15 protein-coding genes are annotated in these 14821 nt (G+C 40.4%); 14 read left to right on the top strand and 1 reads right to left on the bottom strand.

Features of this window, described 5'->3' with window-relative positions:
• Nucleotides 1–158 precede the first annotated feature (158 nt).
• A complete protein-coding gene (locus AC5WOE_RS18355; RefSeq protein WP_496053190.1) occupies nucleotides 159–449 on the top strand; it encodes a hypothetical protein in 291 nt (96 codons plus the stop codon).
• A 96-nt stretch (nucleotides 450–545) separates the two neighbouring features.
• Here the strand turns inward: AC5WOE_RS18355 and AC5WOE_RS18350 are convergent, their stop codons facing one another.
• The gene (locus AC5WOE_RS18350) at nucleotides 546–887 is read right to left on the bottom strand and encodes a hypothetical protein (protein ID WP_496051414.1); all 342 of its coding nucleotides are present in this window, start codon (nucleotides 885–887) and stop codon (nucleotides 546–548) included.
• 273 nt (nucleotides 888–1160) lie between these two features.
• Here AC5WOE_RS18350 and AC5WOE_RS18345 point away from each other — a divergent pair, with 273 nt between their 5' ends.
• The 13 genes from AC5WOE_RS18345 to purD all read left to right on the top strand — a co-directional run bounded on the left by AC5WOE_RS18345 (nucleotide 1161) and on the right by purD (nucleotide 14821).
• The gene (locus AC5WOE_RS18345; protein ID WP_496053189.1) at nucleotides 1161–1964 is read left to right on the top strand and encodes an alpha/beta fold hydrolase; all 804 of its coding nucleotides are present in this window, start codon (nucleotides 1161–1163) and stop codon (nucleotides 1962–1964) included.
• Nucleotides 1965–2203: 239 nt separating this feature from the next.
• Entirely contained in the window at nucleotides 2204–2686 is a 483-nt protein-coding gene (purE, locus tag AC5WOE_RS18340; protein ID WP_496051416.1) for a 5-(carboxyamino)imidazole ribonucleotide mutase, read from the top strand.
• On the top strand, nucleotides 2683–3849 hold the full coding sequence (purK, locus tag AC5WOE_RS18335; protein WP_496053188.1) for a 5-(carboxyamino)imidazole ribonucleotide synthase: 1167 nt from the start codon (nucleotides 2683–2685) through the stop codon (nucleotides 3847–3849). The genes purE and purK overlap by 4 nt, the downstream gene beginning before the upstream one ends.
• A gap of 15 nt (nucleotides 3850–3864) precedes the next feature.
• Nucleotides 3865–5157, top strand: coding sequence for an adenylosuccinate lyase (gene purB / locus AC5WOE_RS18330; RefSeq protein WP_496053187.1), 1293 nt, complete (start codon nucleotides 3865–3867; stop codon nucleotides 5155–5157).
• A 12-nt stretch (nucleotides 5158–5169) separates the two neighbouring features.
• A complete protein-coding gene (gene purC, locus AC5WOE_RS18325) occupies nucleotides 5170–5874 on the top strand; it encodes a phosphoribosylaminoimidazolesuccinocarboxamide synthase (RefSeq protein ID WP_496051419.1) in 705 nt (234 codons plus the stop codon).
• 1 nt (nucleotide 5875) lies between these two features.
• Nucleotides 5876–6124, top strand: a complete 249-nt coding sequence (gene purS, locus AC5WOE_RS18320; RefSeq protein ID WP_496051420.1) for a phosphoribosylformylglycinamidine synthase subunit PurS — start codon at nucleotides 5876–5878, stop codon at nucleotides 6122–6124.
• Between the two features lie 2 nt (nucleotides 6125–6126).
• Complete coding sequence (gene purQ, locus AC5WOE_RS18315; protein ID WP_496053186.1) at nucleotides 6127–6798, top strand: phosphoribosylformylglycinamidine synthase subunit PurQ; 672 nt, start codon at nucleotides 6127–6129, stop codon at nucleotides 6796–6798.
• Complete coding sequence (gene purL, locus AC5WOE_RS18310; protein ID WP_496053185.1) at nucleotides 6795–9041, top strand: phosphoribosylformylglycinamidine synthase subunit PurL; 2247 nt, start codon at nucleotides 6795–6797, stop codon at nucleotides 9039–9041. Before purQ ends, purL begins: the two co-directional genes overlap by 4 nt.
• Nucleotides 9005–10429, top strand: coding sequence for an amidophosphoribosyltransferase (gene purF, locus AC5WOE_RS18305; protein WP_496051423.1), 1425 nt, complete (start codon nucleotides 9005–9007; stop codon nucleotides 10427–10429). The genes purL and purF overlap by 37 nt, the downstream gene beginning before the upstream one ends.
• On the top strand, nucleotides 10426–11433 hold the full coding sequence (gene purM / locus AC5WOE_RS18300) for a phosphoribosylformylglycinamidine cyclo-ligase (protein WP_496053184.1): 1008 nt from the start codon (nucleotides 10426–10428) through the stop codon (nucleotides 11431–11433). Before purF ends, purM begins: the two co-directional genes overlap by 4 nt.
• A complete protein-coding gene (purN, locus tag AC5WOE_RS18295; protein WP_496051425.1) occupies nucleotides 11430–12008 on the top strand; it encodes a phosphoribosylglycinamide formyltransferase in 579 nt (192 codons plus the stop codon). Before purM ends, purN begins: the two co-directional genes overlap by 4 nt.
• Nucleotides 12001–13545, top strand: coding sequence for a bifunctional phosphoribosylaminoimidazolecarboxamide formyltransferase/IMP cyclohydrolase (gene purH / locus AC5WOE_RS18290; RefSeq protein ID WP_496051426.1), 1545 nt, complete (start codon nucleotides 12001–12003; stop codon nucleotides 13543–13545). Before purN ends, purH begins: the two co-directional genes overlap by 8 nt.
• 13 nt (nucleotides 13546–13558) lie before the next feature.
• A complete protein-coding gene (gene purD / locus AC5WOE_RS18285) occupies nucleotides 13559–14821 on the top strand; it encodes a phosphoribosylamine--glycine ligase (protein ID WP_496051427.1) in 1263 nt (420 codons plus the stop codon).

Genomic DNA, 14821 nt, shown 5'->3' with positions numbered 1-14821 from the left:
TTGCCCTGTTCTGGTGAACAAGTAGAAGAACAGCAGACTAAGGACTGTAGTGAAATCTTTTTATTAATATTCACTTGAGTATAATATTTTGAGCGAGAAAACCCACGGTTTAAATCGTGGGATGGTTTGTCCCCTCCCGAGAAATAAGTGGTCGTATTTTGTCCGTCACGATCCGTCGAACACCAACAGGAAAATATAACATATCCATCCTTTGCGAGGGATGCTACTTGCGATCCGTTCCCGCGAGAAAAGAAGCCATTGGAATCGATTTGGGGCTGAAAGACTTTGCTATTTTTGATGATGGAACGAAAATAAATGCGAACCGAGTTTTTCGCCAGTATGAACAAAAGCTGGCAAAAGCACAGCAAATGATAGAAAAAAAGACGGTTCCAACTGGCACAAAGCCCGCATCCAAAGTGGCTCGCAGGTCTATTTCCTACACAGGATAGTCGAAACATTAGGTATTTTATCTGATTGGAGGCAATATTGAGATACAAGCAAGGAGAAGGAGAGGAGGCTTTCTTGCTAGCTCCCCTAACTCATACCTAATATTTTAGAAAGGAGTACTGGTATCCACTATACAAAGAAATAAAATTAGTGCCATCTAATAAGATTTGCATTAAGTCTTCATCAATCACATTAGAGATTACATACTGATATGCTTCTTCGTCTTCATAATAGACTTGAGCTTGTAGAGATACATTCTGGCTTTCGGTTTGTTTTGCATCAGGGGTAATGGTCATTTGCGTTAGTTTTGTTACATCTGCCTTTATAACGCCTGGCAGCTGGAGGATTTTAGGAATGACTTCTTCCACGAGAAAATCCATGTATTCGATTAAATCCACTTCAAGTTCATTGCCAGCAATATGTACAACTTGTTTAATCAAATCACAAAACCCCTTTTTAAATTTTCTCTAATTTCTTCTATTATTTAATAAATATAACCAGTAATCAATATATAATTTGCTATTTGTAATTATTTTATTAATAAAATAGATACTATATGTTATTTTGGGAATATAGATTTAGGTTTTTGATGTACTCTGAACGACTAAAGCTGAAGAGATATAGAAATAAAAAAATATAGTCTTAATTATCAGAATATAATAAACTTGGGGGGAATCTATAAATATTTCTAGGGAATGAAAGTGGTGACATATATGGATGTGAATTTTAAATATCAACATATGAAGATTGCAACGAATATTAGAAAAGCTTCAAAAAAGTGGATTGTATTTCTTCATGGTATCGGTTGTACGAAAGATGCATTCCACAACGCTTATAATATGGAATATTTGCAAGATTACTCTTTGTGTTCATTTGATTTTTTAGGTTTTGGTGAATCAGACCATCCTATGGACTTTTCTTATGATCTTGAAACACAGACGGAAATAATTGTTTCTCTTATTCATACTCTTTCTATGGATAATGTTCATATTGTGGCTCATAGTATGGGTGGAGTTATTGGCTTACTAGCTATAGATAAAATTTCAAATTTACGTTCATTTATCAATGTAAAGGGAAATCTAGTAGCAGAAGATTGTGGTATTGTAAGTAGAAACGTGGCAAAACAACAAGAGATTGAATTTATTCAAAATGGTTTTGCTGAGTTAATGAATTCTCTTGAGCAATCGGATGAAGTCAGTGAAAAAATATGGGCAAAGTGGTGCCAACAAGGCAGTTCTCTGGCTTTTTACAGAAGTGCCTGCTCGTTATTAAAATGGTCTGAGAGCGGCAAATTACTACAACTATTTCAGTCCGTCTTTCATAAAACCTATATACATGGTGAAAATAATAAACAAAGTTTTCTTGATCCCCATCTTAAAAAGATCAAAACATATGTGATACCAAAAAGTGGACATCTTATGATGTTAGATAATCCAGAAGAGTTTTATAAAGCTATAGGAAATTGGGTTTATCACATAGACAATTTGAATAAAAAGAACGATAGTAATAATGAGTGAACGAAATAAAAAGGTACAGGTTAATATCCTATCTTTTTTAGTAGCTAATATGATATTTACGAACATTACAGGTTTTGATACCATGTGATGTTCGTTTTTTTGTTTGACTTGCTTTACAAAGGTTGGTACACTAAACATGTTATTAATAAAGCTAACACTACCTAAATAGTATAGGATTTCGCGAAGCTGCCTGATAGCTTCTGGAATACACTGTTTGGGTTTTTTTATGGAGGCGGACGATGGTACGTGTTGGAGTGATAATGGGCAGTACTTCTGATTGGCCAACAATGAAATTAGCATGTGATGTATTAGATGAATTAGGGATTATTTATGAAAAGAAAGTAGTTTCTGCTCATCGCACCCCAGATGAAATGTTTTCCTATGCAGAAACAGCAATAGAGCGTGGGATTAAGGTAATTATTGCAGGTGCTGGAGGAGCAGCTCATCTTCCTGGCATGGTAGCTGCTAAAACAGTCTTACCTGTGATTGGAGTACCTGTGAAATCTTCTAGTCTGAGTGGACTCGATTCTTTATTATCTATTGTGCAAATGCCGGGAGGAGTGCCTGTTGCAACTGTAGCCATTGGCAATGCTGGAGCGACGAATGCAGGTTTATTGGCTGCTCAAATATTAGGAGCCTCAGAAGAGAAACTTCAGCAAAGATTAGAAGAAAGACGTCAAGCTATAAGACAAAAGGTACTTCAAGAGGGGGAACTTTCATGAGTATCTTGTTACCTGATCAAACCATTGGGGTACTGGGTGGCGGACAACTTGGCCGAATGATTATCCTCGAAGGTAGAAAGATGGGATATCGTTTTGCGACGTTAGACCCATCAGAGGATGCTCCAGGAGTCCAAGTTTCGGATTATCATGTGAAAGCTGGCTTTGATGATTTGGATTCAGTCGATAAATTGGCATCATTATCTGATCTTATCATTTATGAATTTGAAAATATTGATCCGACACTAGTTCAGCGTTTGGAACAACAAACATCAGTACCGCAAGGAAGTAGACTATTAGAAGTCACGCGTCATCGATTAATGGAGAAAGCAGCAATGGAAGAAGCAGGAGTACCTGTTGCGCTGTATGCAAAAGTCTCCTCGGCTGACGAACTACTGTCTGCAATTGATAAAATAGGATTACCTGCTGTATTAAAAACAGTAACAGGTGGATACGACGGAAAAGGGCAGTGGACGTTCCACACCAAACAAGATGTAACCGAATGGCTTGCTGAAAAGGATGTATGGACTCAGACATTTATTCTAGAAAAATTTATTCCATTTTTAAAAGAAATTTCCGTTGTTGTCGCTAGAAGTGTGACAGGGGAAGTGAAGGCATTTGCCCCTGCTGTTAATCTACATCGAAATCATATTCTCCATCTTTCCATCGCTCCTGCTACAATAGCAGAAGAAACAAGTAAGTTGGCTGTAGAGCTAGCAAAAAAAGTTGCGAAACATCTACAAGTAGTAGGATTACTTGCTGTAGAGATGTTTTTACATGCTGATGGACATCTCTATATAAATGAATTGGCACCACGTCCTCATAATTCTGGTCATTATACGTATGACGCTTGCAATCCCTCACAGTTTGAACAAATGTTACGCGCTGTTATAGGCTTACCACTAGTTGAACCTGCACAATATCGTTCTGCGATTATGATGAATGTATTAGGGGAACATAAAGAAGCATTTCTCCACTCCTATGATAAATTACCTAGCAATATAAAAGCACACTGGTATGGAAAACTAGAAGCAAAGACTGGTCGAAAAATGGGACATGTGACCGTGTTGACGGACGATATAAAACAAGGTTTGGATCAGTTGGATCAATTAAAGATATGTCCAGCCCTTACCGAAACAGAAGAAAAAGCTATATGGACTCAGTAGAAAAGGGGTATTCACTTGATTAATCGTTATGCTCGTGAGGAAATGTCCTCCATCTGGACAGATCAAAATCGTTTTCAGGCATGGTTAGAAGTAGAGATACTAGCGTGTGAAGCATGGGCTGAACTCGGTGTTATTCCAAAAGAAGATGTAGAACTTATCCGCAAAAAAGCTGGTTTTGATGTGAATCGTATTTTAGAAATTGAGCAAGAAACACGTCATGATGTAGTTGCCTTTACTCGTGCAGTTTCTGAAACGTTAGGACAAGAGTCCAAATGGGTGCACTATGGCTTGACATCTACGGATGTAGTAGATACAGCTCTCTCCTATCTTTTGCGACAAGCAAATGAAATATTGTTAAAAGATGTGGATCGTTTGATCGAAGTATTAGGGGAGCAAGCAAAGCAATACAAATATACCGTGATGATGGGACGTACTCATGGTGTACATGCTGAACCTACCACATTCGGTCTTAAAATGGCTCTTTGGTATGAAGAAATGAAGCGAAATCGTGAGCGTTTTGTACAAGCTATTGAAACTGTCCGTGTAGGAAAGATGTCTGGTGCTGTTGGAACATATGCAAATATCGATCCATTTGTGGAAAAATTTGTTTGTGAGAAACTTGGATTAGAAGCTGCTCCAATCTCAACCCAAACTTTGCAACGGGATCGTCATGCAAACTATATGGCGACTCTCGCTTTGATTGCAACATCGCTGGATAAATTCTCAACGGAAATTCGTGCCCTGCAAAAAAGCGAAACCCGTGAAGTAGAAGAGCCATTTGGAAAAGGTCAAAAAGGATCTTCAGCTATGCCTCATAAACGCAATCCGATTGGTTGTGAAAATATCTCTGGTCTTGCTCGTGTCGTGCGTGGTCACATGGTATCAAGCTATGAAAATGTCCCGCTTTGGCATGAGAGAGATATTTCTCATTCATCTGTTGAACGAGTGATCCTTCCTGATGCAACCATTCTGTTGAACTATATGTTAAACCGTTTTACGAATATTATTAGTGGGATACGTGTTTTCCCAGAAAATATGAAGCGGAACATGGATCGTACTTTTGGTCTTATTTATTCACAACGGGTATTGCTTGCCCTGATCAATAAAGGCTTAACACGTGAAAAAGCATATGATCGTGTTCAAGCTTTAGCGATGCAAGCTTGGGAGGAACAAACTTCTTTCCGTGGATTAGTGGAACAAGATGAATTTGTAAGCAGGCACCTTAATCTAGAAGAGATCGCAGATTGCTTTGATTACCGACATCATTTAGCTCAAGTTGACTTTATCTTTGACCGGCTTGGACTATAGGAGGAGTACAGGATGGGAGAGCTTGTTTACGAAGGAAAAGCAAAAAAACTTTTCACCACCAAAGATCCAAATGTTTTGTTGGTCCAGTATAAAGATGCAGCAACTGCTTTTAATGGGGAAAAGAAAGAAATTATAGAGGGAAAAGGTGCTTTAAACAATAAAATTACGAGTTATTTTTTCGAATTGCTAGCAGAAAATCAAGTACAGAGCCACTTTCTCGAAAGATTATCTACATTGGAGCAATTGGTAAAAAGAGTGACCATTATTCCGTTAGAAGTAGTAGTTCGTAATGTCACTGCCGGCAGCTTCGCCAAACGATTGGGTTTAGAGGAAGGAAAACCCCTGCCTTTCCCAATTGTTGAATTTTATTATAAAGATGATAGTTTAGGTGACCCGCTGATCTTAGAAGATCATATTTACGCTTTAGAGATTACAAACAAAGAGATTCTTGCTCAAATGAAAGAACAGGCTCTCCAAATTAATAAAATCTTATCCACCCACATGGAGCAGCGAGGCATTCGGTTAGTTGATTTTAAATTGGAGTTCGGGCTTGATAAGGATGGACAAGTACTGCTTGCAGACGAAATTTCTCCTGACACTTGCCGATTCTGGGATTTAGAATCTGGAGACAAGTTGGATAAAGATCGCTTTCGTCGCAACCTCGGTAATGTTTTAGAAGCATATCAAGAGATAGATAAACGATTGGGAGGCCAATAAAATGTATAAAGCAACGATATTTGTTACGTTAAAAGAAAGTGTCCTCGATCCACAAGGTGTAGCTGTAAAAGGGTCACTTCACACGATGGGCTATAACCAAGTATCTGATGTGCGTATCGGAAAACGCCTTGAAGTATCTCTTGATGCTGAAAACAAAGCAGCAGCAGAAATTGCTGTGAGAGCTATGTGTCAAAAATTGTTCTCTAATCCTGTTATTGAAAACTTCCGTTTTGAACTTGAGGAGGTGTAAGCATGCGTTCTGCTGTGGTGGTATTCCCAGGTTCTAACTGTGATATGGATTTAGTACATGCTATCGAAGATGTATTAGGAGACGTTGATCCTGTTTGGCACCAAGAATCAGATTTATCGTCCTATGATGCGATATTTTTGCCTGGTGGTTTTTCGTATGGAGATTATTTACGCTGTGGATCTTTAGCTACTTTCTCTCCTGTAATGGAAGCAGTAAGAAAAGAGGCTGAAACAGGGAAGCTTGTAGTGGGAATCTGTAATGGATTTCAAATATTAACGGAAGCGGGTTTACTTCCTGGTGCATTGATGCGAAATGATCATTTGCAATTCCGCTGTGAGCTTGAACCGATTACAGTTGAGCGTGTAGATTCGGCTTTTACTAGACATTATGAGCAAGGAGAAACCGTACAAATTCCAATAGCACATGCGGAAGGAAATTATTTTTGCGATGAAGAGACATTAAAGCTATTAGAAGCTGGTGGTCAAGTTTTATTTCGCTATGCAAGTAATCCAAATGGTTCTTTGGCAAACATCGCTGGGATTACAAATGAAAGAGGAAATGTTCTTGGAATGATGCCACATCCAGAGAGAGCGATCGTAGATTGGATGGGTTCTCCAGATGGAGCACGTCTGTTTACTTCAATGCTAGCTTACTGGAAGGAGAATCAAGCATGATCGAACCAACAGCTGAACAAATTAGAGATCAACAGTTGTATACAGAGATGGGTTTAACTTCAGAGGAATATGAACAGGTAAAAGGCCACTTAGGCCGTCTTCCCAATTGGACTGAGATTGGTATTTATAGCGTAATGTGGTCGGAACACTGTAGTTATAAAAACTCTAAACCTCTCTTAAAAAAGTTTCCTACAACAGGTCCGCGTATTTTGCTCGGACCAGGTGAAGGTGCAGGAGTTATTGATATTGGGGATGACCAAGCAGTTGTATTTAAAATTGAGAGTCATAACCACCCATCCGCGGTAGAACCATTCCAAGGAGCTGCAACAGGTGTAGGTGGAATAATTCGTGATGTTTTTTCAATGGGAGCTCGCCCAGTTGCACTTCTCAATTCCCTTCGTTTTGGAGACTTGGATTCTTCTCAAGTACGATACCTATTTGACAATGTAGTAGCCGGTATTGCTCACTATGGAAATTGTATTGGAATACCAACAGTTGGTGGCGAAGTCGTTTTTGATAATGCTTATGATGGAAATCCACTTGTCAATGCAATGTGTGTAGGGATCATCAATCACGAAGATCTTCAAAAAGGCGTTGCAGTAGGCAGCGGTAATCCGGTAATTTATGTTGGTGCCAGTACTGGTCGTGATGGAATTCATGGAGCAACCTTTGCTTCGGAAGAACTAAACGAAGAATCAGAAGAAAAACGATCCGCTGTTCAAGTAGGCGATCCATTTATGGAAAAACTACTTTTGGAAGCTTGTTTGGAAATGGTAGAAAAGAAGATGCTTTTAGGTATTCAAGATATGGGTGCGGCTGGCCTTACTTGTTCCAGTGCTGAAATGGCAGCAAAAGGGGGGCAAGGATTAGACTTGAATCTGGATCTTGTTCCACAACGGGAAACAGGAATGACTTCCTATGAAATCATGTTATCGGAATCCCAAGAACGGATGCTTTTGGTTGTGGAGAAAGGTCGCGAAGAAGAAGTAATTGCGATTTGTAACAAATGGGGCTTACAATCTGCGGTGATTGGGGAAGTAACAGATGGTAATCAATATCGACTGTTCCAACATGGTAAGTTAGTAGCCGATATTCCGGTTAATACTTTAGTAGATGATGCACCTGTTTACATTCGGGAAGAAAAAGTTCCAGCTTATTATGTAGAAAATGAATCAGTAAATCCAGCAGAAGTTCTTGTGGGTATTGATGCAAATGAAGCATTAGTGAAAATCTTACAATCTCCAAATATGGCGAGCAAAAAGTATGTATATCAACAATACGATTTCATGGTACGCACCAGCACTGCGGTTCGTCCAGGTTCTGATGCAGCAGTTGTTGTCGTTCGCGGTACAGACAAAGCATTAGCCATGAGTACAGATGGTAACGGCCGCTATGTTTATCTCGATCCAGTAAATGGAGGACGTATCGCTGTTGCGGAATCAGCGCGTAACATTGTATGTTCTGGGGCCCAGCCGCTGGGTATGACGGACTGCCTCAACTTTGGCAGCCCTGAGAAACCTGAAGTATACTGGCAACTATCGAAATCCATCGATGGTATGAGTGAAATGTGTGAAGTTCTCCAAACTCCTGTTGTCGGTGGTAATGTCAGTCTATATAACGAAACCAAAGGCCAACCGATCTATCCAACTCCTGTTGTAGGCATGGTTGGTTTGGTTGAAAAGCGTGAACATATTACCACTCAAGCATTTAAAGACGACAATGATGTTTTGGTGTTATTAGGTGATACTGCGATTGAACTCGGTGGCAGTGAGTTGCAACAAGCTTATACAGGTAATATCTCAGGTCGTGCTCCAGTATTGGATAGTGAAAAAGAAAAAGTATTGCAACAAGCTGTGCTTTCTGCTATTCGTCAAGGATTTGTTCAGTCAGCGCATGATGTGTCCGAAGGCGGTATCGCACTTGCTATCGCTGAATCATGTATCAGTGGAAACCTTGGTGCTAAGGTAAGACTGGAAACAGAATATGATGCTACTCCATATCTCTTTAGTGAAACACAATCGAGAGTTTTATTGTCTGTACCACGAGAAAAAGTAGAAGCAGTGATTGAAATGATGAATCAATTCCAAATTCCAGCTCAAGTTATTGGAGAAGTGACTGGAGATACTTTGGAAGTTCATGTGAATGATCAGATCGTAGTCAATCGCTCCATATCAGAACTAACCAACCTTTGGGAAGAGGCGATACCATGCAAGATGACAGCATCTTCGACTTCGACGAACTAAACGAAGAATGTGGCGTGTTTGGGATAGTTGGTCATCCAGATGCAGCGAGACTTACTTATTATGGACTCCACGCATTGCAACACCGCGGGCAAGAGAGTGCTGGTATTGTAACGTCGGATGGAGAAAAATTTCATGTGCATCGCGACATGGGTTTAGTAAATGAAGTCTTTAGTTCAGAGCGTGTTTCCCAGTTAATAGGTTCTACTGCTATTGGACATGTCCGGTATTCGACTACTGGATCGAGTGTGTTGGCGAATGTTCAGCCTTTGGTGTTTAACTATGCCAAAGGGGAAATAGCGATTGCAACAAATGGGAATTTAGTAAATGGAGATAAACTTCGAAAAGAATTAGAGGCAAATGGCTCTATCTTTCAAACTACAACAGATACAGAAGCTATTGCTCATTTAATTGCCCGATCAAACGCAGATACTCTGGAAGAGGCAGTAAAAGAAACATTAAATGAATTAGTTGGTGCTTATGCATTGCTGATTTTAACCAACGATCAATTGTTTGTGGCGCAAGATCCGCATGCCTTGCGTCCCTTAGCAATTGGGAAAATAGGCGAATCCTATGTCTTTGCATCCGAAACTTGTGCTTTTGATACAGTTGGTGCGACTTTTATCCGAGAAATTGAACCAGGTGAATTACTTGTGATCACTCAAGATAACGAAATGCGAGTTACTCGTTTTTCTGAGCCAAAAGAGACATCCATCTGTTCCTTTGAATACATTTATTTTGCACGTCCAGATAGCGATATAAGCGGCATCAATGTGCATACTGCCCGCAAAAGATTAGGACGGCAGTTAGCAAAAGAAGCATTTGTCGAAGCTGATGTGATCACAGGTGTTCCTGATTCTAGTACGTCCGCTGCTATTGGATTTGCTGAGGCAACTGGGATTCCTTATGAACTGGGGTTAATCAAAAACCGATATGTCGGTCGTACTTTTATTCAACCGAGCCAAGAATTACGGGAACAAGGAGTAAAGATGAAGCTCAGTGCAGTTCGTAAAGTAGTAGAAGGCAAACGTGTGGTTATGATAGATGACTCGATTGTCCGTGGGACTACAAGCCGCAGAATTGTAAACTTGTTACGTGAGGCTGGGGCGGTTGAAGTTCATGTACGCATCAGTTCCCCACCGGTCAAAAATCCTTGCTTCTATGGGATTGATACTGCAAATCGAGATCAACTCGTCGCTTCCAATCACACTGTCGATGAGATATGTGAACTGATCAATGCAGATTCTCTAGCTTTCCTCAGTGCGGAAGGTATGATAGAGGCGATTGGCCGACCATCAAAGGAAAAAAATCGGGGACATTGCCTAGCTTGTTTTACTGGAGAATACCCAACGAAGCTATATGATGCGCTTGAGGTGGAGGAAACGGTATGAGTGAAGCATACAAACAAGCTGGTGTAGATATCGATGCAGGAAATGAAACAGTGGAACGTATTCGAGCTCATGTAAAACGCACCTATCGCCCAGAGGTATTGGGCGATATTGGAGGGTTTGGTGGTGCTTTTGCACTTGGCAAGTATGAGAATCCTGTTCTAGTATCGGCCACAGATGGAGTAGGAACAAAATTAAAATTAGCTTTTGCCACAGACTTGCATGACTCAATCGGGATTGATTGTGTGGCGATGTGTGTCAATGACCTCGTAGTTCAAGGAGCAGAACCTCTCTTCTTTTTAGATTATTTGGCAACAGGTAAATTGCATCCTGCTCAAGCAGAAGCAGTTGTTAAAGGAATAGCGGATGGTTGTGTGGATGCGGGCTGTTCGTTAATAGGTGGAGAGACAGCGGAAATGCCGGGTATGTATGCCAAAGGAGAGTATGATATCGCTGGATTTTGTGTTGGTGTTGTTGAGCGAGATCAATTAATCGATGGGTCTGCTATTAAGCCTGGTGATGTGCTCATTGGACTTGCTTCCAATGGATTACACAGCAATGGCTTTTCTTTGGCAAGACATGTTTTATTTGCGGATGGAATGAATCTCGAGCTCGCCAAAGAACTGTTAACCCCTACGAGAATTTATGTAAAAACATTGTTAACATTAATGAGAGAATTTACGATAAAAGGTGCTGCTCATATTACAGGTGGAGGACTTGTCGAAAATGTTCCACGCATGTTAGCAGAAGGCCTGACAGCAGAAATAAACTCTGACACATGGGATGTCCCTGAAATTTTTGATCGTATACAACATTCCGGTAATGTCTCTGATGAAGACATGTTCCGTACTTTTAACATGGGTATTGGGATGGTTATTTGTGTTCCAAAAGAACAAGCAGCAGGGGTAATGGTACGAGTTTCGGAACTAGGAGAAACAGTAAATCGAATTGGTGAAATTGTTTCAGGATACGAGAAGTTTCGATGGAAGGGTGAAAAAGCAAAATGAGTATTGCTGTTTTCGCCTCAGGTAGCGGAACTAACTTTGAAAGTATTGTGAATCAATCTCGCAAGGATAACTGGGCAGTGTCAGTATCCTTGCTGATTAGCGATCGCGAAGGCGCAAAAGTATTGGATCGAGCAGAACAATTAGAGGTACCCCATTATTTGGTTTCACCAAAGTCATTTGCAAATAAAGAAGCGTATGAATCTGCGTTATTGGAAGTATTAGAGGAGCAAAAGATTGATTGGATTATTCTCGCTGGTTACATGAGATTGATTGGCCCTACGTTATTAGGAAAATTCAAAGGTCGGATTGTAAATATACATCCATCTCTATTGCCTGCATTTGTAGGGAAAAATGCGATCGAACAAGCTTTTGAATATCCTGTTAAAGTTTCAGGGGTTACGGTTCATTTTGTAGATGAAGGAATGGATACTGGTCCCATCATCGCTCAGGTAGCCGTTGCAATAGAAGAAAATGATACACTCGCGACATATACACAAAAAATTCAAGCTGTAGAACATGAGTTGTATCCAGAAGTAGTCAAACAGCTTGTTACAGGGAGGATTAAAAATGTCTAAAGTGCGTCGTGCGCTTATTAGCGTTTCAGATAAAACAGGGATTGTGGAATTATCCAAAAAACTCGTAGAACATGATGTTCAAATTATTTCCACTGGTGGTACTTTTCAACTTCTTAAGCAGGAAGGATTACCAGTAACACAGATTTCCGAAGTCACAGGATTTCCAGAGATTTTAGATGGCAGAGTAAAAACACTCCACCCAAAAGTACATGGTGGATTACTTGCTGTTCGTGATAAGCAATCTCATCAACAAGCATGCAGAGATAACGGAATTGAGTTTATCGACCTCGTAGTTGTCAACCTATATCCCTTTAAAGCAACCATTAGCAAAGAAGGTTTTACCTATGAAGAGGCGATTGAAAACATCGATATAGGTGGACCTTCGATGTTGCGTTCGGCTGCTAAAAACCATCGTGATGTTACGGTTTTAGTTGATCCTGCTGATTATGCTGTTGTGTTAGAAGAACTCGCCACAAAAGGTAACACCACCCTTGCTACTAGAAAACGTCTAGCTGCAAAAACGTTCCGTCACACAGCAGCATATGACTCTCTTATCGCAAGTTATTTGACAGGAGAAGGGAACGAAACACTCCCAGATCAATTAACTCTTTCTTATGAGAAAGTGAGCACTCTGCGATATGGGGAAAATCCACATCAAAAAGCTGCTTATTATAAAGATGCTCTTGCAACATCTGACCAGTTGGTTTCTGCGAAACAATTGCAAGGAAAAGAACTCTCTTACAATAACATTCAAGATGCGAATGCAGCTTTAGAAATCGTCAAAGAATTTACCGAACCAGCAGTGGTAGCAGTAAAACATATGAATCCTTGTGGTGTTGCTATTGGGAAAACGATCTTTGAAGCATATGAACGTACTTACGCAGCTGATCCAGTATCCATTTATGGAGGCATTATCGCTGCAAATCGTCCCATTGATGCTGATACAGCTTCTAAGATGAAAGAAATATTTTTAGAGATCATTATTGCTCCAAGCTTTAGTGAGGAAGCACAACAAATCCTTAGTGAAAAGAAAAATTTACGCCTATTGGAACTTCCGTTTTCAACCGGTGGAGAAGAAGCGGTGTGGAAAACGACTTCCATTGATGGTGGTATTCTCATACAAGAACAGGATAGCAAACAGATCTCCCAAGAAATGTGTACCGTTGCGACGGATCGAAAACCAACTGATGCTGAATGGAATGAACTTTTATTTGCATGGAAAGTAGTCAAACATGTAAAATCCAATGCCATTGTACTTACGAAAGATAATCGCACTATCGGTGTTGGTGCTGGACAAATGAATCGCGTAGGAGCAGCTGAGATTGCCATTCGTCAAGCAGGTGAAACCGCGAAAGGTGCAGTATTAGCCTCCGACGCTTTCTTTCCTATGTCGGATACGCTCGAAAAAGCGGCTGAAGCAGGAATTCGAGCCATTATTCAACCAGGTGGTTCTATTCGGGATTCAGAGTCGATTGAAGCAGCCAACAAATATGGAATTACGATGGTATTTACGGCAGTGCGTCATTTTAAACACTAGGGGAGGAAGAGGCATGCGTGTATTGGTAATAGGCAACGGTGGACGTGAACATGCGATTGTTGCTAAACTAGCCCAAAGTAAGCGTGTTTCACAAATATACTGTGCACCCGGAAACGCAGGTACTGCAATACTTGCAGAAAATGTGGCTATCGGGGTGTCAGAACAAGAAAGATTAGCTGAGTTTGCCATTGCAAACGCGATTGATCTAACGGTAGTAGGGCCGGAAGTCCCACTGATAGAAGGGATCGTAGATCAATTTGAATTGCTTAACCTTCCTGTTTTTGGACCGAGAAAAGCAGCTGCAATTATTGAAGGAAGCAAAACATTTGCTAAAGAAATGATGCAAAAATATGCCATCCCCACAGCGAAGTATCAAGTTTTTAAAAATAGCAATGAAGCATTGGCATACGTTCGACAAGAGGGAGCTCCTATCGTTATCAAAGCAGATGGTTTAGCTGCTGGTAAAGGGGTTGTTGTAGCACAAACCTTAGCAGAAGCTGAACAAGCCATTGTAGAAGCAATGGATGAAAAAGTATTTGGAGATGCTGGGGATCAAGTCGTAATTGAAGAGTATATGACAGGTCAAGAAGTTTCCTTGATGGCTTTTGTCGATGGAACTACTTTCATACCAATGGTTATTTCTCAAGATCATAAGCCTGTTTTTGATGGAGACAAAGGTCCAAATACAGGTGGTATGGGAACTTATTCCCCTGTCCCTCAAATAACAGATGAGATCGTTCAGCAAGCCATTGATACAATCATACATCCCATGGTAAATGCATTTCATCAAGAAGGAATTGTCTATAAAGGTGTACTATATGCCGGACTGATGATTACAGATGAAGGACCAAAAGTTATCGAATTTAACGCTAGGTTTGGTGATCCAGAAACACAAGTAGTGCTGCCAAGATTAAAGACAGATTTAGTGGATGTTTTCCTAGCTGTTATCGAAGGGCGTTTGGGTGAACTAAAAATAGAGTGGAGCGATCAAGCATCAGTCTGTGTGGTGATGACATCTCCAGGTTATCCAGGCAGTTACCCAAATGGTCTGGAAATCACATTTCCAGACCAAATAGATGATCATACAATTGTTATTCATGCAGGTACGAAAGAACTAGATGGAAAAGTAGTTACTGCTGGTGGAAGAGTGCTCGGGATTACAGCATTAGGAGATACCATTCAAGAGAGTCAAAAGCGAGCTTATGAAACAGCAGAAAAAATTCATTTCGAAGGTGCACATTATCGCTCGGATATTGCAGCAAAAGCAATTTTATAG

The sequence above is a fragment of the Shimazuella sp. NTD248 genome (genome assembly GCF_059510395.1).
Note: the sequence above shows the minus strand (reverse complement) of the source record. Positions and strands in the feature narration are given on the sequence as shown.